The sequence below is a fragment of the Comamonas terrae genome (assembly GCF_001544075.1).
Lineage (GTDB): Bacteria > Pseudomonadota > Gammaproteobacteria > Burkholderiales > Burkholderiaceae_C > Comamonas > Comamonas terrae.
The window spans coordinates 112,428-132,403 of the sequence record NZ_BCNT01000001.1 but is presented as its reverse complement, the minus strand read 5'-3'; the positions used below and the strand labels follow the sequence as shown (position 1 = coordinate 132,403).

The 19,976-nt window shown below is 63.6% G+C and carries 19 protein-coding genes and 3 pseudogenes; 10 read left to right on the top strand and 12 right to left on the bottom strand.

Going from position 1 to position 19,976, the window contains the following annotated elements; translation table 11 throughout:
• Positions 1-45 precede the first annotated feature (45 nt).
• Genes Cte04_RS00580 through lptF form a run of 3 tightly spaced genes read right to left on the bottom strand, consistent with a single transcriptional unit; the run spans position 46 to position 2,713 of the window.
• Entirely contained in the window at positions 46-498 is a 453-nt protein-coding gene (locus Cte04_RS00580) for a sirohydrochlorin chelatase (RefSeq protein ID WP_066470056.1), read from the bottom strand.
• A gap of 11 nt (positions 499-509) precedes the next feature.
• Positions 510-1,610: an LPS export ABC transporter permease LptG gene (gene lptG, locus Cte04_RS00575; RefSeq protein WP_066470051.1), complete on the bottom strand. Its 1,101-nt coding sequence runs from the start codon at positions 1,608-1,610 to the stop codon at positions 510-512.
• Complete coding sequence (lptF, locus tag Cte04_RS00570; protein ID WP_066470048.1) at positions 1,607-2,713, bottom strand: LPS export ABC transporter permease LptF; 1,107 nt, start codon at positions 2,711-2,713, stop codon at positions 1,607-1,609. Before lptF ends, lptG begins: the two co-directional genes overlap by 4 nt.
• 23 nt (positions 2,714-2,736) lie before the next feature.
• Between lptF and Cte04_RS00565 the strand changes: the two genes are divergently transcribed.
• The 3 genes from Cte04_RS00565 to Cte04_RS00555 all read left to right on the top strand — a co-directional run bounded on the left by Cte04_RS00565 (position 2,737) and on the right by Cte04_RS00555 (position 5,660).
• The gene (locus tag Cte04_RS00565) at positions 2,737-4,329 is read left to right on the top strand and encodes a leucyl aminopeptidase (protein WP_066470044.1); all 1,593 of its coding nucleotides are present in this window, start codon (positions 2,737-2,739) and stop codon (positions 4,327-4,329) included.
• Positions 4,330-4,400: 71 nt separating this feature from the next.
• On the top strand, positions 4,401-4,832 hold the full coding sequence (locus Cte04_RS00560; protein ID WP_066470042.1) for a DNA polymerase III subunit chi: 432 nt from the start codon (positions 4,401-4,403) through the stop codon (positions 4,830-4,832).
• A gap of 3 nt (positions 4,833-4,835) precedes the next feature.
• Entirely contained in the window at positions 4,836-5,660 is an 825-nt protein-coding gene (locus Cte04_RS00555) for a hypothetical protein (RefSeq protein ID WP_066470040.1), read from the top strand.
• Positions 5,661-5,673: 13 nt separating this feature from the next.
• Here Cte04_RS00555 and Cte04_RS00550 read toward each other — a convergent pair whose 3' ends face one another.
• From Cte04_RS00550 to lexA, 3 genes are all read right to left on the bottom strand, one after another.
• The gene (locus Cte04_RS00550) at positions 5,674-6,696 is read right to left on the bottom strand and encodes a D-2-hydroxyacid dehydrogenase family protein (protein ID WP_066470038.1); all 1,023 of its coding nucleotides are present in this window, start codon (positions 6,694-6,696) and stop codon (positions 5,674-5,676) included.
• 134 nt (positions 6,697-6,830) lie between these two features.
• Positions 6,831-7,058 carry a hypothetical protein gene (locus Cte04_RS21930; RefSeq protein WP_245633243.1) on the bottom strand — a complete coding sequence of 76 codons (228 nt, stop codon included), beginning with the start codon at positions 7,056-7,058 and terminating at the stop codon, positions 6,831-6,833.
• A gap of 363 nt (positions 7,059-7,421) precedes the next feature.
• Complete coding sequence (lexA, locus tag Cte04_RS00540) at positions 7,422-8,096, bottom strand: transcriptional repressor LexA (RefSeq protein ID WP_066470036.1); 675 nt, start codon at positions 8,094-8,096, stop codon at positions 7,422-7,424.
• Between the two features lie 120 nt (positions 8,097-8,216).
• Between lexA and Cte04_RS00535 the strand changes: the two genes are divergently transcribed.
• The gene (locus Cte04_RS00535; protein ID WP_245633242.1) at positions 8,217-9,233 is read left to right on the top strand and encodes an asparaginase; all 1,017 of its coding nucleotides are present in this window, start codon (positions 8,217-8,219) and stop codon (positions 9,231-9,233) included.
• 152 nt (positions 9,234-9,385) lie between these two features.
• On the opposite strand, the gene adk is transcribed toward Cte04_RS00535, so the two are convergent.
• From adk to Cte04_RS00505, 6 genes are all read right to left on the bottom strand, one after another.
• Positions 9,386-10,042 carry an adenylate kinase gene (gene adk / locus Cte04_RS00530; protein ID WP_066470030.1) on the bottom strand — a complete coding sequence of 219 codons (657 nt, stop codon included), beginning with the start codon at positions 10,040-10,042 and terminating at the stop codon, positions 9,386-9,388.
• A 374-nt stretch (positions 10,043-10,416) separates the two neighbouring features.
• Entirely contained in the window at positions 10,417-11,193 is a 777-nt protein-coding gene (gene kdsB / locus Cte04_RS00525; RefSeq protein WP_066470028.1) for a 3-deoxy-manno-octulosonate cytidylyltransferase, read from the bottom strand.
• A gap of 100 nt (positions 11,194-11,293) precedes the next feature.
• Positions 11,294-11,482, bottom strand: a complete 189-nt coding sequence (locus Cte04_RS00520; RefSeq protein ID WP_066470026.1) for a Trm112 family protein — start codon at positions 11,480-11,482, stop codon at positions 11,294-11,296.
• 90 nt (positions 11,483-11,572) lie between these two features.
• On the bottom strand, positions 11,573-12,595 hold the full coding sequence (gene lpxK / locus Cte04_RS00515; RefSeq protein WP_066471695.1) for a tetraacyldisaccharide 4'-kinase: 1,023 nt from the start codon (positions 12,593-12,595) through the stop codon (positions 11,573-11,575).
• Between the two features lie 182 nt (positions 12,596-12,777).
• Positions 12,778-13,209, bottom strand: coding sequence for an ExbD/TolR family protein (locus Cte04_RS00510; RefSeq protein ID WP_066470023.1), 432 nt, complete (start codon positions 13,207-13,209; stop codon positions 12,778-12,780).
• Between the two features lie 31 nt (positions 13,210-13,240).
• Positions 13,241-13,879 carry a MotA/TolQ/ExbB proton channel family protein gene (locus Cte04_RS00505; protein ID WP_066470019.1) on the bottom strand — a complete coding sequence of 213 codons (639 nt, stop codon included), beginning with the start codon at positions 13,877-13,879 and terminating at the stop codon, positions 13,241-13,243.
• A 392-nt stretch (positions 13,880-14,271) separates the two neighbouring features.
• Between Cte04_RS00505 and xseA the strand changes: the two genes are divergently transcribed.
• The 6 genes and pseudogenes from xseA to Cte04_RS00475 all read left to right on the top strand — a co-directional run bounded on the left by xseA (position 14,272) and on the right by Cte04_RS00475 (position 19,643).
• Positions 14,272-15,615, top strand: coding sequence for an exodeoxyribonuclease VII large subunit (gene xseA, locus Cte04_RS00500; RefSeq protein WP_066470016.1), 1,344 nt, complete (start codon positions 14,272-14,274; stop codon positions 15,613-15,615).
• A 329-nt stretch (positions 15,616-15,944) separates the two neighbouring features.
• Positions 15,945-16,532, top strand: coding sequence for a superoxide dismutase (locus Cte04_RS00495; protein WP_066470013.1), 588 nt, complete (start codon positions 15,945-15,947; stop codon positions 16,530-16,532).
• A 155-nt stretch (positions 16,533-16,687) separates the two neighbouring features.
• Positions 16,688-16,827 (top strand): annotated as a pseudogene (locus tag Cte04_RS22205) (IS3 family transposase); the annotation flags it as partial.
• Between the two features lie 382 nt (positions 16,828-17,209).
• Positions 17,210-18,067: a polysaccharide pyruvyl transferase family protein gene (locus Cte04_RS00485; protein WP_083526421.1), complete on the top strand. Its 858-nt coding sequence runs from the start codon at positions 17,210-17,212 to the stop codon at positions 18,065-18,067.
• A 195-nt stretch (positions 18,068-18,262) separates the two neighbouring features.
• Positions 18,263-18,807: pseudogene (locus tag Cte04_RS00480) on the top strand (transposase).
• Between the two features lie 78 nt (positions 18,808-18,885).
• Positions 18,886-19,643, top strand: a pseudogene (locus Cte04_RS00475) (IS5 family transposase).
• Positions 19,644-19,976: the final 333 nt, after the last annotated feature.

Below are 19,976 nucleotides of genomic sequence, written 5' to 3'. Positions count from 1 at the left end.
GAGAGCTTGCGTCATTATGCTTCATTTATATAAGAAATCGGTTTTTTATCCCGACATTTCTTTGTCCGGAGCCGTTGGAGAAGGCGGTGCCGTACGTGCCAGCGCCTGCTCTATGGCGAGCTCGGCCAGCAGGCCTGTGACGCGCGGATGCTCGCCCACGGCGGCCTGCAGCTCGAAACGGCACTCTGGATATTGCCGGCGCAGCGCCTCCACCAGGCACGGAATGTCCTCGCGCGCATGCTTGCCTGTCCCCAGGAACAGCGGCAGCACCGTGATGTGGTTGACGCCTTCTTGGACCAGGGCTGCGGCGGCCGCCGGCAGGTCGGGCTCGCAGGCCTCGAGATAGGCGCAGTGGCAGGCCAGCGCAGGCTGTACCGCCTGCACGGCGGCCTGTACGGCCTCGATGGGCTGGCGCCACAGCGCATCGCGCGAGCCGTGGGCCAGCAGCACCAGGCCGGGCACGACGGCTGCGGACGGTGTGCAATGGGAATGGGTCATGGCAATTGCCCTCAGCGTCGCAGCACCAGCCAGCCGAACGCGGTCAGCGACAGCGCCGTGTAGAGCAGCCCTGGCGCGGCCGCGGTCAGCCAGGGCCACCAGGACTGCAGGGTGCCGACATAGCCGAACACGTTGTTGAGCAGGAAGAAGCTGATGCCGGCCATCACGCCGCCGAACACATAGGTGGCGATGCCGCCCGAGCGGAAATGCAGATAGGCAAAGGGCAGGGCCAACACGACCATCACCAGGCAGCTGAGCGGGTAGAAGACCTTGCGCCAGAACTCGATCTCGTATTTCTGCACGGCCTGGCCGTTGGCTTCCAGGTGGCGGATGAACTGGAACAGCGCCAGCGTGGACATGTTGTCGGGCTTGAGCAGTGCGGCCGAGACCATCTCGGCCGTCACCTGCGTTGGCCAGTCGTAGCTTTTTTCGTTGCTGCGCACCAGCTTGGTCTTTTCGCCTTCTTGGCTCAGCCGGCTGATCTGCACGTTCTGCATGGACCACCGGTCATGCTCTTCGTCGACCTGCGCGGTTTCGGCATGGATCTGTGCAGCGAGCCGGCCGTTGGCATCGAAATCGTAGACGCGCACGTTCAGGAAGTCGCCGGGCGCCTTGATGGCGCGCACATTGACGGCGATCGAATGGTCGCCCTGCTTTTCCTTGAGCCAGGCGCCGGTGGCGCCCGTGGTGATCTGGCCTTTCTGGACTGCGCGCAGCTTCTGCTCCAGGTTCTCCGCGGCGGGGGCCGCATAGTCGCCGACGGCAATCGTGAGCACCACAAAGCCCAGGCCGATGAAAAGCAGGGTGCGCAGCGCCAGCCACGGCCCCATGCCGCTGGTGCGCATGATGGTGAATTCCGAGCTCTGGGCAAAGCGCGCCATCACGAAGATGGTGCCGATCAGCACCGTGATGGGCAGCAGTTCGTACAGATGGCCGGGAATGGCCAACGCCACGAACATCAGCGCATGCGTGATGTTGTAGGCCGAGTTGCGGTTGACCCAGCGCATCTCGTCGACCAGGTCGAAGAAGAAGAACAGCGCCAGGAAAGCCAGTGTCACGTAGAGCACGGCCGCCAGAATCTGGCGGTAGATCAGGCCTCGCAGGACTTTCATGCCGCACCTCCCGTGGCGCTGCGCCGGCGCAGCAGATCGCGCGGCGACCAGCGCTTGTGGCGCGCGGCCAGCACCAGCAGGCTGCCTGCCAGCGTGGTGCCATGCAGCAGCAGCAGCAGGCTCCACATGCTGATCTTGTTGGCACCGACCCAGCTTTCGCCCAGCGTCATGAGGTTGTAGTACACGATGAAGGCAAAAAGGGCGATCATGAGGCTGCTGCTGTTGCCGGCGCGCGGATTCACGCTGGAGACCGCCAGGCCCAGGATCACGAAATTGAGTGCTGCCAGCGGCAGGCCCAGGCGCCAGCCCAGCACGGAGCGCGCAATCGGCTCGTCGCGCCGGGCAAGCTCCAAAGTGGGCATGCTGCGCGCGGCCATTTCTTCGGCGGACACCGGGTTGCCGCCATCGATCTGCGTGCCGTATTCCTTGAAGTCGCTGATCTTTACGGTACCGTCGCTGGCGCGGCTTTCCATGCGCTGGCCGTCCATCAGAATGGCCATGCGCTCGCCCTTGACCACCTCCAGGCGGGCGCCCTTGGCCGAGGTGACGGATTCGCGCCCCGGATCGTTGGAGACGATGAAGACATTGCTGGCCGCCTGGGCGCTCGGAATGTCCTTGTCGATGAAGAACACGCGCGTGCCGCCTGCGGACTCCTGGAACTCTCCGGGGGCGATGCGGTCAATATCGCTGCGCTGCTGGAACTGGGCCTTGATCTGCTCGATCTGCAGATTGGCCCAGGGCAGCACGCCCAGAGCCAGCACGGCGGTTGCGGCCAGAATGGGCCAGGCAAACCGCAGCAGCGGCCGCAGCAGCGAAGCCAGGCCCTGGCCTGCGGCGAACCAGATGACCATTTCACTGTCCCGGTACATGCGCGACAGCGAGCCGACGACCGCCACGAACAGGCTCAGCCCCAGGATGGTGGGCAACTGCCCGAGCACGGTAAAGCCCATGACCAGCAGCACGTCCGAAGGACTGACGCTGCCTTTGTAAGCCTGGCCCAGCGTGCGGATCAGCATCATGGTCATCACCACGGTGACCAGGACGACGGCTGTCGCACCGAAGCTGCGGGCAAGCTCTTTGCGTATGGATGAATCGAATAACATTGGCTAAAAGGAAAACACCGATTATGGACTTTGAACTCAAGGCTCTGAGCGCTGCGGCCGCAGCACGTGAAAAATGCGACCTGCTGCTGGTGCTGGTTTCCGAGCAGGCCGCCCCGGGCACATTGGGCAGCGATGCCATCGGTGCGCTGGTGGCGCATGCCGTCAAGCAGGGCGATTTTGCCCTGTCCGCCGGCAAGCAACTGCCCCTGTACCAGGTGCCGGCAATCGCCGCGCGCCGTGTGCTGCTGCTGGGAACGGGCGCGGGTTCGGCCAAGGATGTGCGCAATGCGCTGGCCGGCTGCTCCGGCGTGCTCAAGGCCGAAGGCGTGGCCAGGGCCGTGGTGAGCTTTGCGTTCGATGCCGATGCCGCGGCCGTATCGGCCGCCGTGCAGGCGATTGCCGATGTCTGCTATGTCTATACCCACACAAAGCCGCAGGCCAAGCCTGCGAAGCTGCGGAAGGTGGTGATCGGCGTGGCGACCAGGACTGCAGCCATTGCTTCGGACTTCAATGTCGCGGTGGCGCAGGCCGAAGGCGTGGCCACGGCCCGCGAATGGGCCAACCGCCCTGCCAACCATGCCACTCCCACGCTGCTGGCCGACGCCGCCAAGGCCATGGTGGCTGCCGCCAGGTCGACGCGGCTGAGCTGCAAGATCCACGGTCCGGCCGAAGTTGCCAAGCTGGGCATGGGGGCCTTCATGGCCGTGGCCCAGGGTTCGCGCGAGCCCTTGCGCCTGATCGAGCTGCATTACAACGGTGCCGCCAGGAATGTGGCGCCCATCGTGCTGGTGGGCAAAGGCATCACCTTCGATACGGGCGGCATCTCGCTCAAGCCTGCGGCCGAAATGGACGAAATGAAATTCGACATGGGCGGTGCGGCCAGTGTGCTGGGCGTGTTCCAGTCGCTGGCGCGGCTGCAGCCGGACATCAACGTAGTGGGCCTGATTCCTGCCTGCGAGAACATGCCCGACGGCGGCGCTGTCAAGCCCGGCGACGTGGTCACCAGCATGAGCGGCCAGACCATCGAGATTCTCAACACCGATGCCGAAGGCCGACTGGTGCTCAGCGATGCGCTGACCTATGCCGCGCGCTTCAAGCCTGCGGCCCTGGTGGACATGGCGACATTGACCGGCGCCTGCGTGGTGGCACTGGGCGGCCTGCGCAGCGGTCTGTTCTCGGCGCACGACGAGCTGGCGCAGGCTTTGCAGAAGGCTGGCGACGCGGCCCTCGATCCCTGCTGGCGCATGCCGCTGGATGACGAATATGCGGAGGGCCTCAAGAGCAACTTCGCCGACATGGGCAATGTGGCCGGTCGTGCCGGCGGTGCCGTGACGGCCGCCAAGTTCCTGCAGAAATTCGTGGGCGACATTCCCTGGGCGCACCTGGATATCGCGGGTACTGCATGGAAGAGTGGCGCAGCCAAGGGGGCGACAGGTCGGCCGGTGGGCCTGCTGCTGCACTATCTGCTGGCCCGGCAAGGCGGGGCAGATGCTTCCCGCAAGGCTGTGGCCCCTGCCGGCAAGCTGAACGGCAAAGCCGCCAAATCCTCGAAAGCGGTCACCAAGCCCCGCAGTTCGCGCCGTGCCGCAGCCGCCACTGCAGAGGCCAAGGCTTGAGCCAGGAGTGACGCATTGCTGTGTGACCTGGAATATGGCCGGCGCGCTGATTGCCGTCGCGGGAGCGTGAGATGACCGAAGTCGCCTTCCATTTCAACGCGCCCGACAAGCAGGCCTATGTATGCCGGTATGCCCGCAAGGCCTTGCGGCATGGGGCGCGGCTGGTGGTGGTGGGCAGCCAGCCTGTGCTGGCTGCGCTGTCTCCGAAGCTGTGGGCAGTGTCTCCCACGGATTTTCTGGCCCATGCCTTTGCCAGCGATGGAGGACAGCTGCTGGCGGCATCCGGCATCGTATTGGCGCAGCGGCTTGACAATCTGCCGCACCATGATGTGCTGGTCAATCTGGGCAGCGAAGTGCCAGCGGGCTATGAGCAATTTGCCAAGGTCGTCGAGATTGTTTCGGCAACCGACGAGATGGACCGGCAGGAAGCGCGGGCGCGCTGGAAAAGCTATGCCGCGCAGGGCGTGGCCATCGTCCGCCATGATTTGAAGCTCAGGGGCTAGGGCATGAATTCCTCTTCCAAAACGCCGCCGCGCTTTGTTCCCACCCTGACCGAGGTGGTGCCGGCATCGATCGATCCCGAAGCTGCTGCCTTGGACGCCATGGAGGCCGATCTGTCGGCCGAACCTCCCTCGGAGCTTGCCGTGCCGCAGAATGCTTCAGCGCCAGGCCTGCAGCCGGTTCTGCATTCATCCAGGCTGGCTGATGCCGCGGCCGGCGTACGCGGAATTTCCGCGATTCCGCGCAATCTGCCGCCTCTGCCGGACTCCCTGCCGCCGCAGCAATCGCTGTCGGGAAGCGGGGTCATGCCTGCGCATGCCGAGTTATCCGAGAGCGTCAATGCCGACACCATTGCACCGCAGGTAAACGTGGGTGACCTGGACTCCGTGTCGGACGGGCAAGCGCAGGAAGCCGCGGCGGAACATGCGCCAGCGCGGACGCTTGCTGGCGACTCCCAAAGGGAGCCGCTCTCGTCGGAAGTTTTTTCCGAGGCCGAGGGGCCGGCTGCTTTGTCCCTGCCCGAGCCGGCGCTTGAAAATTCGGTGGCTGCGGGTGCCAATGCTCCGCTTGCCCCTGATGCGGACTGGAATGGCCCGCACGCGCAGCAACTCAGGGAACAGCTTACCCAGAGGCTTATGCATCGCGTGGATCAGATGCTCGAGGAGCGGCTGCGCGAGGCGATTTCAGCCGTGGTTGAGGACCAGGCACGGTCCATGGCCTTGCAGCTGCGCAAGGAAGTGGAGACGCTGGTGCGAGCATCGCTGCAGCAAGCGGTGGCGCAGGAGTTGGCCTCGCAGCTTCAATGGCCGCCGGGCCCTGCCAGTTCTTAGCGCCAGGGGCGGCTTAGGAGCGGCCCATGCGCAGGGGGCCGCTGAGCACTTCAGGGTTCAAGATGTTGCTGGCCTGGCCGTTGACGAAGTTCACCACGTTTTCAAAAGCGGCGCGGAAATACAGCTCGTAGCTGTCTTGCTCCACATAGCCGATATGCGGCGTGCAGATGCAGTTCTCCAGGCGCAGCAAGGCGTGGCCTTGCAGGATGGGCTCGCTCTCGAACACGTCGATGGCTGCCAGGCCCGGCCGGCCGCGATTGAGCGAGCAAAGCAGGGCCTCGGGTTCCACCAGTTCCGCGCGCGACGTATTGACGAACAGGGCCGTGGGCTTCATGCGGGCCAGATCGTCTGCCCTGACGACGCCGCGCGTGGCGTCGTTCAGGCGCAGGTGCATGGAAAGCACGTCGCACTCTTCGAAGAAGGCTTCTTTCGATGGGGCGGCGATCAGCCCGTCTGCCGCCGCTTTCTGGCGCGAAGCCTCGCTGCCCCAGACGCAGACCTGCATGCCGAAGGCCTTGCCATAGCGGGCAATCAGCTGGCCGATGCGTCCATAGCCCCAGATGCCCAGCACCCGCCCGTGCAGCACGCTGCCCAGGCCGAAGTTGGGGGGCATGGAGGCGGCCTTCAGCCCGGACTGCTGCCAGGCCCCGTGCTTGAGATTGGCGATGTACTGGGGCACCCGCCGCATGGCAGCCATGATGAGTGCCCAGGTCAGCTCCGCCGGCGCAATGGGGGAGCCGACACCTTCGGCGATCGCCACGCCATGGGCCGTGCAGGCCGCGACATCGATATGCGCACCCGCCTTGCCGGTCTGGGCGATCAGCTTGAGGCGCGGCAGCTTTTCCAGCAACTGCTTGGTGATCTGGGTGCGTTCGCGGATCAGAACAATGATGTCGGCATCGCGCAGGCGCACCGACAACTGTCCCACGCCCTTGACGGTATTGGTGTAGACCTTTGCATTGAAAGGTTCCAGCAGACGGGCGCAATCGAGCTTGCGCACAGCATCTTGGTAATCGTCAAGGATCACGATGTTCATGCACCCGATTGTGCCTTGAATAGGCTCATTTTTGTGAGCATTCAACGGCCACGGCGCATGGAACTGTTTGCAAATACTTCAAAAATCGGATGCACGCCTTGCCGGTTTCTATGGCGCGGCGGGGCCGCCATGCATCAGGCGTGCAGCGCGCCTTCGTTGGCGGCCATGCGCTCCAGCGCAGCACAGACATCGGCCATGCGGCCCGAGATGAGCAGGCATTCGGGCTGATTGCGCGGCTCGCGCTGGACGATGCGCAGCATGCGCGGCTGGCTGCAGGCAGGAGCGGCCTCGAGCGGCAAGGGCATCTGGGCGGAGGGAACAGCGGGCGCCGTGGCGCGGCGTCGGGAGCGGCTTCGGCGCATGGTGAAAACGGCAGGCCGGGCCCGCGTATCTTCGGATGGGGAATTGGAGAGCATTGCATCGCGAGGCTGCGACCGTGCTGGCCTGGCTGGTGCCTGCGATGAGGCTTGCGACGCGGAGTTCTCTCGCACGGCGGCATGGCGATGGGCTTGAAGGGCAAAGCGTGTCAGAGACACCAGAGGCAAAGCGAATCCCATGTGGCAACTCCTGTTTCAAGAAAGTTCTTGCGAGGTTGTGGACGGGGCAGGATTGCGTTTTTCAGGCAAGGCTCCGCCCGGGGCAAGGCCTTCAAGCCTTGCGCCTACCACCCGGGCAGTGCTGTGGGAATCGGCCCAGGGCGCCAGTGCCGGCGCCGTGGGAGCACGCTACATGAACATGCTGTTGCGTATCAGGCCTACGGCCAGGCCTTCGATGGCGAAAGGTTCGTCCGGTGCGACGTGGATGACCTTGTAGTCGGGATTTTCGGGCAGCAGCTCTATGCCCTGCGGCGTGCGCCTGAAGCGCTTGACCGTGACGTCGTCGCCAAGACGGGCCACGACGATCTGGCCGTTGCGGGCCTCGTGCGTGGACTGCACGGCCAGCAGGTCGCCATCCATGATGCCGACATCGCGCATGGACATGCCGCGCACCTTGAGCAGGTAGTCGGGCTTGGCCGCGAACAGGCCGGGCTCCACGGAATAGCTCTGGTCTATATGTTCCTGGGCGAGAATGGGCGATCCCGCCGCCACGCGGCCGACCAGGGGCAGGACCAGCGGCGCCAGCGCGGCCAGCGGCAGGGCGAAGCTGGTGCCGCGGGCGGCATTGATGGTGCGCACGGTATCGGCGCGCAGGCGGATGCCGCGCGAGGTGCCGCTGACCAGATCGATCACGCCCTTGCGCGCCAGGGCCTGGAGGTGCTCCTCGGCCGCATTGGCGGACTTGAACCCGAAGGTGCTGGCGATTTCGGCACGCGTCGGTGGAGCGCCGGTGCGCGCAATGGTCGACTGGATCAGATCCAGGATCTGCTGCTGGCGGGGAGTGAGCTTGGGATGGTCGGACATGTCGGGCGGCTTGGGGTTCTGGATCAGGATTTCCGAACAGTGATCTGATAATTTATACAGTATCTGTATTTTTAACCAGTTTTTTGCGAGGGGCAAGTGGCTGAGGCAAAGATTGTCATTTTGGGCACAGGAGGAACCATTGCCGGCCGGGCGCCAAGCCAGGGCGACGGCGTGGGCTACACGGCGGCGCAGATCTCGGTGGAGGGATTGCTGCAGGCCATTGCCGGCCTGGACGCAGCGGATGGTGCCTGCCGGCTGGAGGCGGTGCAGCTGGCGCAGATCGACAGCAAGGACATGGACTGGGCGGTGTGGAGACTTCTGCTGCGCGGCGTGGCCCAGCTGCTGGAGGACGCGCAGACGCGCGCCGTGGTGATCACCCATGGCACCGATACCCTGGAGGAAACGGCCTGGCTGCTGCAGGTTGCGCTGCAGCCCGCCAAGCCCGTGGTGCTGACCTGCGCCATGCGCCCGGCCACGTCGCTGCAGGCCGATGGGCCGCAGAATCTGCGCGACGCCGTGGCTGCAGCGGCGCAGGCCGCCGATGCAGGCGCCGGCGGAGCCGGTGTCTGGGTGATGGCGGCGGGCGCGCTGCACGCGGGCCTGGCGGTGCAGAAAGTCCACCCGTACCGGCTCGACGCGCTTCGTTCCTATGAGGGAGGGCCATGCGCCTATATGGAAGAAGGCATGCTGCGCTGGGTTGGCAGGCCTGTAGGTGCGGCGGTGGATGCCGGTGCGCGGCTGGCGCGGTGGCTGGATTGCGATGCGCTGCCTTGGGTGGAGATCGTTGCCTCCGGTGCGGCACAAAGCGCCAGGGCTGTGAGGGCGCTGGTGGCTGCGGGTGTGAAAGGCCTGGTGGTGGCCGGGACCGGCAATGCCACGGTGCATGCGCAGATGCTGCAGGCCTTGCTCGATGCCCGCAAGGCCGGCGTGCGCGTGTGGTGCAGCACCCGTTGCCTGGAAGGTGTGCCGGTGCTGCCGCCCGGGGCAGCGGGATTGGCGGCCGACCGGGAGCATTGGCTGAAGCAGTGGCTGGTGCCGGCCGGGGCCGTGGGCGGACAGGCGTTGGACGTGGTCCAACTGCCGCCTGCCAAGGCGCGCGTGGCCATGATGCTGGATCTGGCCCTGGAGCCTTCTTGAACGGAGACAGCTACGCTGCCGAAAAAATCCGCTGCGCCTGCCCGGGCGCGAATGCGCCAACGTCGGTTTCACCCCTGGGCCGGGTGGGTCTTGGCAGGCCATAAAAAAAGCACCCGGAGCGGGTGCTTTTTTATTGGGCGGGACAGAAGCGATCAACTCGACAGGGCATTCAATGCACGCTCGGTGATTTCTTCCACGCTGCCCAGGCCGCTGATGGCTCGGTACTTGGGTGCCGAAGCGGGATCCTGCTTGGCCCAGTTCTGGTAGTAGTCCACCAGGGGGCGGGTCTGGCTGCTGTATACATCCAGGCGCTTCTTGACGGTTTCCTCCTTGTCGTCCTCGCGTTGCACCAGGTCTTCGCCGGTCACGTCGTCCTTGCCTTCCACCTTGGGGGGATTGAACTTGACATGGTAGGTACGGCCCGAGGCAGGGTGGGAGCGGCGGCCGCTCATGCGCTCGATGATGGCGTCAAACGGGACGTCGATCTCCAGCACGTAGTCCAGGTGCACGCCGGCGGCCTTCATGGCATCGGCCTGGGGGATGGTGCGGGGGAAGCCGTCGAACAGAAAGCCCTTGGCGCAATCGGGCTGGGCAATGCGCTCCTTGACCAGGTTGATGATCAGATCGTCGCTGACCAACTGGCCTGCGTCCATGACGGCCTTGGCCTGCAGGCCCAGGGGGGTGCCGGCCTTGACGGCGGCACGCAGCATGTCGCCGGTGGAAATCTGGGGAATACCGTATTTTTGGCAGATGAAGGCGGCCTGGGTGCCCTTTCCGGCGCCGGGTGCACCCAACAAAATCAGTTTCATGGAGATCCTTGAGAAGAGTAGAAATTCTTGGCGGCCGGGGCAGCGTGCGGCAGGCGGGCACCCCCTGGCGGTATTTTTTCGCGGGCAAGGATAGCACGCACAAGGCCAACACTGGCTTACACGCTGGGGAGGGATGTCACCAGTGCAGCGTCCGTCTGCCAGCCTTTTGCGTGCGGCGCAGACGGTGTCGGAACGATGCGGCGGCCTTGTCTCTGGCCCGGCGGCGCAGGGCGGCAAGCCCTGTGCTGCTGCCCGAAAGTATAGCTGCCAGCGCAGGATTTACTTGCCTTGTGCAAGCAAAACACCTGCAATGGATTGTCATGCATGCGCGAACAGCTATTGTTTTGATAGCTGTAGCACGGGGCGCAGCCAAGTCAGGCAGCCAGCAGGGCGCGCACCCGCTGCAGGTCTTCGGGCGTGTCCACGCCGGCGCCCGGCGCATCGGGCGTGAGGTGCACGGCGATGCGGTGGCCATGCCACAGCGCACGCAGCTGCTCGAGCTGCTCCATGGCTTCGGTCGGGGCCGGAGAAAGGCGCGGGAACTCGCGCAGAAAGCCGGCCCTGTAACTGTAGATGCCGATATGGCGCAGCGGCGCAAAGCCCGCATGGCCTGCCGTGGCGGCGGCCGTCTCCCACCAGGCCTCGTCGGCATGGTCGCGAGAGAAGGGAATCGGTGCCCGGCTGAAGTAGCTGGCCAGGCCCTTGGCGTCGCAGACGACCTTGACCACGTTCGGGTTGCGGTAGTCGGCAGGGGAGGCGATCGGATGGGCCGCCGTGCCCATGCTGGCTTCGGGGCGGGCGCTTAGCAAATGCGCGACGGCATCGATCAGCGCGGGCTCGATCAGCGGCTCGTCGCCCTGCACGTTGACCACCGCATCGTTGCCGTCCAGGCCCAGCTGTTCGCAGGCCTCGGCCAGGCGGTCGCTGCCACTGGGATGGTCGTTGCGCGTGAGCAGTGCCTGCACGCCATGCTGCAGGCAGGCATCGACGATGCGTGCATCGTCGGCCGCGACCACGCAGCGCGCGGCCGTGCTTTGCTGGGCGCGCCGGGCCACGCGCACCACCATGGGCAGGCCGGCAATATCGGCCAGGGGCTTGCCGGGCAGGCGGCTGGAGGACATGCGGGCGGGAATCAGAACCGTGAACGGCATGGAAATCTCTGTGTGATGGAACTGGCTTGAAGGACGGCCAGCAAAGGCCGTCCCGAAGCAAAGGCCGTTGTCCCCCTTTCAGGGGAAGGCGCGGAGCGACTCAGGGTGTGGCCTCGATTTCTTCGTCGGTCAGCGTGCGGGCTTCGTTTTCCAGCAGCACGGGAATGCCGTCGCGCACCGGGTAAGCGAGCCGCGCGCTGCGCGAGACCAGTTCCTGGCGCTCGCGGTCGTAGCGCAGCGGGCCCTTGGTAACGGGGCAGACCAGCAGTTCGAGAAGTTTGGGATCCATGGCAATTCCTGCAAAACGGAGAGGGAGGCTGCCCGCCGCTGACGCAAAGGCAAGAGGCGTGCCGCGGGACTCGGTATGGGGCAATGATAGTCAGCCCGGAGGCGGGCGCTGGCAAACAGCGGCCAGCCGGGCATCGAGCAGGTCCCAGAAGGCCTGCGGCAGCTGCAGTTGCAGCGGCACGGCCCAGGCCTCAGGGTGGATGCGCCAGAGCTTGACGGCATCTTTTTCGGTGCAGACCAATGGTTTCTGATTGTCCAGCCTGCGCGAGAAGCTCTCAAAACCATAGTGGTCCGGCAAGGCCTGCATGGCGGCAGGAACAATGCCCTGTTCACCCAGCATGGCAAAAAACGACTCGGGCCGCGCCACGGCGGCCACCGCCTCGACTTCCTGCCCGGCCAGGGCCGCCAGTTCCAGCCGTTCGCCCCTGCCGTTGTGCATTACAGGGCTGAGCCGGCGCTGCAGCGCAAAGGCGGGAGCATTTCCCGCTGGGCGGGGCGGCCTGCCGGCATAGACGGCGGCCGTGACGGCGCGCGGCCAGGGCTCGCGCAGCGGGCCCGCGGGCAGCAGAAAGCCGTTGCCCACGCCTTCATCGTTGAACACGCAAAGCTCCACATCGCGGGCCAGGGCCAGGTGCTGCAGGCCGTCGTCGCTCACGATCACATCGACCTCGGGGTATCTGGCGCGCAGCGCGCGGGCCGCGTCTATTCGCTTTGCCGCCACGAACACCGGCACACCCGTGCTGCGGGCCAGCAGGGCCGGTTCGTCGCCCACCTCGCTGGCGGGGCTCCCGGGCAGGGCTTCGCGGCAATCCTGCGTTGTGCGCCCGTAGCCGCGCGAGACGATGCCGGGCTTCCAGCCCCGTGCCAGCAGATGCGCGACTACGGCCTGGGTGACGGGCGTCTTGCCGGCGCCGCCGGCGATCACGTTGCCCACCACGATGACGGGCACGCCGGCCTGCTGCGCACGGCCCTGCATGCGACCGGCATTCCAGCGCTGCAGCGCTCCATAGAGCAGCGACAGCGGCCACAGCAGCCAGGCGCCAAGGCCCCGCCGGCGCCAGATGGCGCGCAGGCCGGTCTGCCGGGGAAGGGGGCTGGTGGACGCGTGGGACATGGGCGCGGTAGGGTAACTGCCGATCATACGGCGGCCGTGCCAGGCTTCAAGGATGCTGGCGCAAATGGAAAGGGATCCCGGCGGGCGACTGCGCACGAGGCTTTTTCCATCCCGGGACGGCTGGGCGATGAAAAAAGCCGCCTGTGAAGGCGGCCTGGTGCTTGCCGGCAGGCGGGCAATGCCTATTTGGCCTTGCCGGCTGCTGTGGAGGACTGGGTAGCAAACGTGATCTGGGACAGGCCGGCGCGGCGGGCCGCTTCCATCACGGTGACCACGGACTGGTGGGGGGCCGTGGCGTCGGCGCTGATGATGACCACGCTGTCCTTGCTGGCGCTGGCGGCCGTGCCCAGAGCCTGGGCCAGGGCGGACACGCTGCGGTCTTCCATGGCGTTTCTGTTGACGGCATAGTGGCCGTCGGCGGCCACGGCCACAATGATCTCCTTGGGCCGGTCGCGCTGCTGCTCGGCATCGGCCACGGGCAGGGTCAGCTGCAGTTCGGTGAACTTGCTGTAGGTGGTGGAGAGCATCAGAAAGATCAGCACCACGAGCAGCACGTCGATGAAGGGAATCAGGTTGATCTCGGGCTCGTCGCGGTGGCGGGGGCGGAAGTTCATGGCATGCGACCTTGGACTGCTGGGGCCGGGCTCACTTGCCGCCCAGGCTGGTGCGGGCCAGATGGCGCACGAACTTCTCGCAAGCCAGCTCCATGCCCAGCAGATAGCCGTCCACGCGGGCGCGGAAGTAGCGCCAGAAGATCAGCGCCGGGATCGCGACCATCAGGCCGAAGGCCGTGTTGTACAGCGCAATCGAGATGCCCTGGGCCAGTTGCGCGGGGTTGCCGCCGCCCGTGGCCGAAGCGCCCGACTGGGAACCGAAGATCTCGATCATGCCGATGACCGTGCCCAGCAGGCCCAGCAGCGGCGCGGCCGAGGCGATGGTGGCCAGGGCGCTCAGGTATTTTTCCAGCTTGTGGGCAGCGGCGCGACCTGCGCCTTCCATGGCGGCGCGCACTTCTTCCTCGTTGCTGTCGGGATGGTTGCGCAGCGTGCGCAGGCCGGTGGCCAGCACTTCGCCCAGGGCCGAGCTCTGGCTCAGCTGATTGACGACCTCCTCGCTGGGCAGGCCACGAAAGGAAACGGAAATGGCTTCGTCCAGCAAGGCCGGAGGCGCCACGCGCGCCGTCTTGAGCGCGGTAAAGCGCTCGAAAATCAGTGCCAGGGCCAGAATCGAGCAGGCAACCAAGGGCCAGATCGGCCAGCCTGCGGCTTGTATGATCGACAGCAACTTTTCTCCCTCGTCGTTCAGAAATTGCAGCCGCAGATTATGGCCCAGGCCTGCTGCTGCCCGGCGCGGATTTCGCGTGGATTTGTGCGTGCGCGTGCCGTGGGCCTGCCGCCTGGCCTGCAGGGCCGGCGCCGGAGCGGCGCATCGCGCGTATAGCAGATATTTCTGTGGATAACTTTGTGCGTTAACTAAGCGGCGCCGCAGGTCTATCGCCGGAAACTACTGGCAGTAACAACTGTGGCAGGGCGATGAAACGAGAAAATTTGTTTTCAATCAATGACTTGAGAATTTGTTTTGAACAATTGCATAAACAAAATGGCCATGGCAGCCGTGCCGGGAGCAAGGGCTTGGGCTGTGGAGAATTTTGTGGGCCCTGACCTGGCTGAGACCGCATGAATTCGATCTTCGAGACCCCGAACCGCGCTGCCGCGCCACGTATCTGGGATGTTGGCGCGCTGTGCCGCGCCATTGGCGACGCCTTGCAGGCGCGCTTCAACCCGGTGGCCGTACGTGGAGAGCTCAGCGGCTTTTCGCGCGCGGCCAGCGGCCATTGCTATTTCAATCTCAAGGATGCGAACGGCCAGATCCGCTGCGCCATGTTCCGGCGGGCGGCCGACCAGATCGGATTCATGCCGCGTGACGGGGAAATGGTCGAGGTGCGCGGGCGGCTCGGTGTCTACGAGCAGCGCGGCGACCTGCAACTGGTCGTGGAGAGCATGCAGCGCGCGGGCCAGGGCGCCCTGTTCGAGCAGTTCCTGCGCCTGAAGGCGCAGCTGGAGGCCGAAGGCCTGTTCGATGTGGCGCGCAAGCGGCCCCTGCCGCCGCTGCCGCGCGGCATCGGCATCGTCACCTCGCCGGGCGCGGCCGCGCTGCATGACGTGGTCACGGCCCTGCGCCGGCGCGTGCCCCATATTCCCGTGGTGCTGGTGCCCGCCCTGGTCCAGGGGGCGCAGGCGCCGCAATCGCTGGTCGAGGCGCTGCAAAAACTGTATCGCCTGGCGCAGGATGGGCAAGGGATGGCGGCTGATCTGGCTGCGGATCCGCAGAAACCGGTGATCGATACCATCCTGCTGGTGCGCGGCGGCGGTTCGCTCGAGGACCTGTGGGCCTTCAACGACGAGCAGCTGGCGCGCACCATCGTCCAGAGCCCGGTGCCGCTGATCAGCGGGGTGGGGCACGAGACCGATTTCACCATTGCCGACTTCTGCGCCGATCTACGCGCTCCCACGCCCACGGCGGCGGCCGAGCTGGTGAGCCAGCCGCGCGAGGTCTGGCTGGGCGTGCTGCAGCTCCTGCAGGACCGGCTGGCCAATGGCGCGCAGCGCATGCTGGACCGCCAGCAGCAGCGCCTGGACCTGGCCACCCAGCGCCTGGGCCGGCCCAGCAGCCAGCTGGCGCGCAACCATCTGCAGCTGAGCCGCCAGGCCCAGCGCCTGCGGCATGCGATGCTCCTCAAAATGCAGCGCCTGGCGCACGGGCAGCAAGTGCTGCAGGCCAGCTTGCCCCAGGTTCTGCAGCGCAGCCTGCTGGGGCAGGCGCAAAGGCTGGAGCGCATGGACCTGCGCCTGCAACTGCTGGATCCGCGCCTGGTGCTGCAGCGCGGCTATGCCTTACTGAGCGACGACAAGGGCAGGCCTGTCACCCAGGTACGGCAGGCGCCGCCGGGCGCGGCGCTCAAGGCCCAGCTGTCCGACGGCGCGGTCGATGTGGTCGTGACCCAGCCGCGCCTGCTGTGAGCAGGGCCTGGGCAAGGCTGCGGTATCCCGATTTCACCCTGGCGGCATCAGGGCTCTTTTGCCGCCAGCGCTGGCAATCCGGGAAGGGCGAGGCCGGGCCTGCTGTCAGCCGTGAGCGCATGCTCATGCAGGAAGCGCGGGGGCGGACAGGATTCGGTTCTGCAGACCCCGGTTGTTCCTACAATGGTCCAGTTAGTGCAATACTTGACGGCTTCGGTACAGCAATGTGCCCGCGCGCCAGGCGCACTACCGCCATGCTGGCGCTGCTTCAGCTTCCGGCCAGGGCAGCGCCTGCCGGCTCCAACACTTCAACTCACGAGGAAACCATCATGGAACGCACTCTGCCCCCACTGCCCTATGCCATCGACGCCCTGGCTCCGTTCGGCTACAGCCAGGAAACCCTGGAGTACCACCATGGCAAGCATCACAACGCCTACGTGGTGAACCTGAACAACCTGCAAAAGGGCACCGAGTTCGAGAACATGGATCTGGAAGACGTGGTCAAGAAGTCTTCGGGCGGCATCTACAACAACGCTGCGCAGATCTGGAACCACACCTTCTTCTGGAACTGCATGACTCCCAACGGCGGCGGCGCTCCCACCGGTGCATTGCTGGACGCCATCAACAAGAAGTGGGGCAGCTTCGACGAGTTCAAGAAGGCCTTCCAGGCCTCGGCCGTGGGCAACTTCGGCTCCGGCTGGACCTGGCTGGTCAAGAAGCCCGACGGCAGCGTGGACATCGTGAACACCGGCGCCGCCGGCACGCCCCTGACCACCGCCGACAAGGCCCTGCTGACCGTGGACGTCTGGGAGCATGCCTACTACATCGACTACCGCAACCTGCGTCCCAAGTTCGTCGAGACCTTCCTCGACAAGCTGGTGAACTGGAAGTTTGCCGAAGCCAACTACGCTGCTTAAAGCACGCCGAACCGGTCTCGCCAAAAGCCCCGCATTGCGGGGCTTTTTTTGAAGGAATTGACCCGTCCTGCCTGAGGTGACACCTTTTGGAAAATCTCACGGAATCTGGCTTTCAGCGAACCCAGAGGGACTACACGCTGGCTTTTAAGCTGGCAATGGTCGAACAGGCGGAAAAGGCGAGTCGACGTCTAAGCAAGCGCAGGCGCGCTACGGGATCCAGGGTTGATCTACGGTGATGGTGTGGCTGCGCAAGCACGGTCGCCAAGTTTGGGGACGTGGTGCATCATGTGCAGCCATGCCCCTGAACTGCATCCTCAAAGGCGAGCTGTTGCTGCAGAGGCCTACCAACCTGGATCAGCCCCGGTGCATGGTGGGCGAGTTGTGAGGATCTACAGCATCTCGCCTTTGAAAATGCAAATATACCGATGCGGTGCACAGGCGTCCTTTGCCGGCATCCAGCGGTTGAACTATCGTCCTCGGTGTCAACTTAACCTAGGACGTCTACCTGGTCATTACCCTGCGAAGCAACCGCGTAATCATGCGCCGCAGCCTTGACGCAGGCGGTGCTACAAGGGGCGGAATTTACATTTCGTATACGTTTTTGCGGTTTTTTGTTTACATAATGGAAATATTATTCGTGCAAAAAATTTACATTTTTGCACGTGAATTAAATCCATATGATAAGTGAAAAAAATAATGTATTCCATGAACTGAATTGTGCAAAGCCAGTTTTTCTGAATTATTGGGCTGGGCATAAAAATATGGGGGATGAATTGTCTCCATACTTGGTAAATAAAATTACCGGTAGAGAGATTGTTTATGCTGATGACAGTGATTCGAATAAATTGGTTGGGGTGGGGTCAATTATCAACTATGCGAATGCATTCAGCCGGAGCTATATCTGGGGCAGTGGGCTTTTGACTAGAAAATCCATAAGGAACAGGTTGATCCCGGTTCGAAAAATTTTCTGCAAATCCCGGATATTCGCAGTCAGAGGGCCGCTCACGGGGGCGGTGTTGAATTCTCATGGATTACAGTCTCCCGGCATATGGGGCGATCCAGCTTTGCTGCTGCCCATATTCTACACCCCGAGGGCAGCCAGAACCTCGAAAAACCTGGGAATCATCTGCCATCAGCGGCATGTGAAAGTCGCCAAAGAAGATTTTTTGGAAAATAGCAAATTTAGATTGATTTCAATATTTAGATCCGGTAATGATGATATTGAGTCTTTCATTGATGAGTTGACCTCATGCGATTGCATTTATTCAACATCATTGCATGGAGTCGTCGTTGCCCATGCATATGGAATCCCCGCGCAATGGATTTCATTCAAAGGTATTCCCATTCATTCCGACGAGGACTTTAAATTCAATGATTACTTTCTTGGAGCAAACCAGGAAGTCCAGAGTAAATTGATCATCGATTCTCTGGATCAGGAAAGCATTCAATTTCTGCAGAGGAGCAGGGTGGCCCGGGCAAGAAAATTCGTTGGGCAAAACAGGTTGCTGGATGCTTTCCCGTATCGCTACGTGTGAGGCGCGCAAGCAATTCGTCCCATTTCGTGTCGACTGCCTCCGCTGAGGGATCGGGTGGCGTCTCAGAAGAGGGGCTTAGAGCGTGTTATGGACTACCGTTCAAGACGGGCGACAGTCCAAGCAGATGCTGCAATGCCCCGCAAGCCTTACTCGACAGATATCAGCGATGAAGAATGGAGCTTTGCTGCACCTTAGCTGACGCTCATGGATCCACAAGCGCCGCAGCGCGAGCATGACCTGTGCGAAGCCTTCAATGCGCTACGTTGCCTAGTGCGTGCAGGTGCACCTTGGCGGCTGCTGCCCAATGACCTGTCGCCGTGGGAAGTGGTCTGCCATCAAGGCCGGCGCTGGCTGGAGGTGGGCTGTTCGTGCATGTCACGCCAGCCTACGAGCGGGAACGGGCGCAGGTACACTCCCTGTGCGAGCAAGTCCAGCAGGCCACGGTCTGCACGGTGGAGATGGCCTGGGCAGACCAGGGCTACACAGGCAAGCAAACCCACGAAGCAGCCCAGGACAACGGGAGAGGGCTCCAGATCGTGAAGCTGCCCGAGGTGAGGAAAGGCTTCGTGTGGTTGCCTTGGCGCTGGGTGGTGGAGCGCAGTTTTGACTGGCTTGAGAGGTTCCGCCGGCTCTCGTGGGACTATGAATTGCTGCCATAGGTCATGGGCGGGCTGCACCTTTTGGTCGTACTCATGCTACTGACTGCCGCTCGGGTACTGGCGTCAGCTGGAAGTTCATAACATGCTCTAGGCTGAATCGACATTCAGAGCGAGGAGCATGGGAGATGAGACGATATAGGCAGGAGGAAACCAGCCTGAATGTCTCACCCCAGCCGCTACGAACTGACAGATCATCAATGGGAACGTCTTGAGTGTTTGCTGCCCGGTAAAGCATCGGACCCCAAGCGAAGTGGCGTAGACAACCGAGCCTTCGTCAATGGCGTGCTCTAGGGGCTGCGCTCAGGCGCGCGCTGGAGCGATCTGCCGCAGCGCTACGGCAGGTACAAGAGCGTGCATAAGCGTTTCACGCGCTGGGCCGCTGCCGGTGTCTGGGAGCAGGTGTTTGCCATGCTGGTCAAGGATCGGGGCAACCAGTACCAGTTGATAGACAGCACTATTCGCGCTCACCAGCAAGCCGCGACTGGAAAAGGGGGGCCAAGAATCCGGCTCTGGGGCGTTCCCGAGGTGGGCTGGGAACAAAGATCCACATGGCCTGCGATGCCCAGGGCAGAGCCTTGAAATTGATCCTCACGCCTGGGCAAGTCACCGACATCACTCAGGCTCCAGAGTTGCTCAAAGGCCTCAGGCCAACGCACGTGCTTGCCGACAAGGGCTATGACAGTCGCGCCTTTGTGGCGCAGATCGAGGCGTGAGGCGCTCAAGCCGTGATTCCGCCGGGCAGTTGTCAGCAGCCGCGATCTTTCGATGCCAGGCTATACCGGGCTCGCAATGCGATCGAGCGATGCTTCGGCCGACTCAAGCAGTTCCGACGCATCGCCACGCGCTACGACCGCAAGGCTGCCCACTTCATGGCCTTCCTCTGCCTCGCTGCAAGTCTGGCTTGGCTGACAGATTGAATGTCGATTCACCCTAGGGCGCGGGAGCCGCAGCAACCTATCTAGCTTTCTTGCTGTTCTGGCCGGAGCCGTTCTGGGGCCATCTCCGTACCGGCCGATTCATGCCAGCGCCTGTTGCCTTGTCCATGCCCGAGCCTTTACTGCAATACTGCCGTGGTTATTAGTGTTGGTAGGCAGCGATTACGGAGCGAATGTAGGCCCTGCAGCCGGATTGGATGCCAAAAGCGGTACCACAGCCACATTTTTTACACGACAGGAAATAGGGCGATTACGTGCTTTCTCCTATGAAAAGCGCGCATGAAAGCCGCTGTAAAACCCTAAGTCTTGTACAAG

Excerpts from the sequence above, each read along its gene's own strand:
- Cte04_RS00580 (WP_066470056.1), bottom strand. The coding sequence starts at position 498 with ATGACCCATTCCCATTGCACACCGTCCGCAGCCGTCGTGCCCGGCCTG.
- lptG (WP_066470051.1), bottom strand. The coding sequence starts at position 1,610 with ATGAAAGTCCTGCGAGGCCTGATCTACCGCCAGATTCTGGCGGCCGTG.
- lptF (WP_066470048.1), bottom strand. The coding sequence starts at position 2,713 with ATGTTATTCGATTCATCCATACGCAAAGAGCTTGCCCGCAGCTTCGGT.
- Cte04_RS00565 (WP_066470044.1), top strand. The coding sequence starts at position 2,737 with ATGGACTTTGAACTCAAGGCTCTGAGCGCTGCGGCCGCAGCACGTGAA.
- Cte04_RS00560 (WP_066470042.1), top strand. The coding sequence starts at position 4,401 with ATGACCGAAGTCGCCTTCCATTTCAACGCGCCCGACAAGCAGGCCTAT.
- Cte04_RS00555 (WP_066470040.1), top strand. The coding sequence starts at position 4,836 with ATGAATTCCTCTTCCAAAACGCCGCCGCGCTTTGTTCCCACCCTGACC.
- Cte04_RS00550 (WP_066470038.1), bottom strand. The coding sequence starts at position 6,696 with ATGAACATCGTGATCCTTGACGATTACCAAGATGCTGTGCGCAAGCTC.
- Cte04_RS21930 (WP_245633243.1), bottom strand. The coding sequence starts at position 7,058 with ATGCGCCGAAGCCGCTCCCGACGCCGCGCCACGGCGCCCGCTGTTCCC.
- lexA (WP_066470036.1), bottom strand. The coding sequence starts at position 8,096 with ATGTCCGACCATCCCAAGCTCACTCCCCGCCAGCAGCAGATCCTGGAT.
- adk (WP_066470030.1), bottom strand. The coding sequence starts at position 10,042 with ATGAAACTGATTTTGTTGGGTGCACCCGGCGCCGGAAAGGGCACCCAG.
- kdsB (WP_066470028.1), bottom strand. The coding sequence starts at position 11,193 with ATGCCGTTCACGGTTCTGATTCCCGCCCGCATGTCCTCCAGCCGCCTG.
- Cte04_RS00520 (WP_066470026.1), bottom strand. The coding sequence starts at position 11,482 with ATGGATCCCAAACTTCTCGAACTGCTGGTCTGCCCCGTTACCAAGGGC.
- lpxK (WP_066471695.1), bottom strand. The coding sequence starts at position 12,595 with ATGTCCCACGCGTCCACCAGCCCCCTTCCCCGGCAGACCGGCCTGCGC.
- Cte04_RS00510 (WP_066470023.1), bottom strand. The coding sequence starts at position 13,209 with ATGAACTTCCGCCCCCGCCACCGCGACGAGCCCGAGATCAACCTGATT.
- xseA (WP_066470016.1), top strand. The coding sequence starts at position 14,272 with ATGAATTCGATCTTCGAGACCCCGAACCGCGCTGCCGCGCCACGTATC.
- Cte04_RS00495 (WP_066470013.1), top strand. The coding sequence starts at position 15,945 with ATGGAACGCACTCTGCCCCCACTGCCCTATGCCATCGACGCCCTGGCT.
- Cte04_RS00485 (WP_083526421.1), top strand. The coding sequence starts at position 17,210 with ATGATAAGTGAAAAAAATAATGTATTCCATGAACTGAATTGTGCAAAG.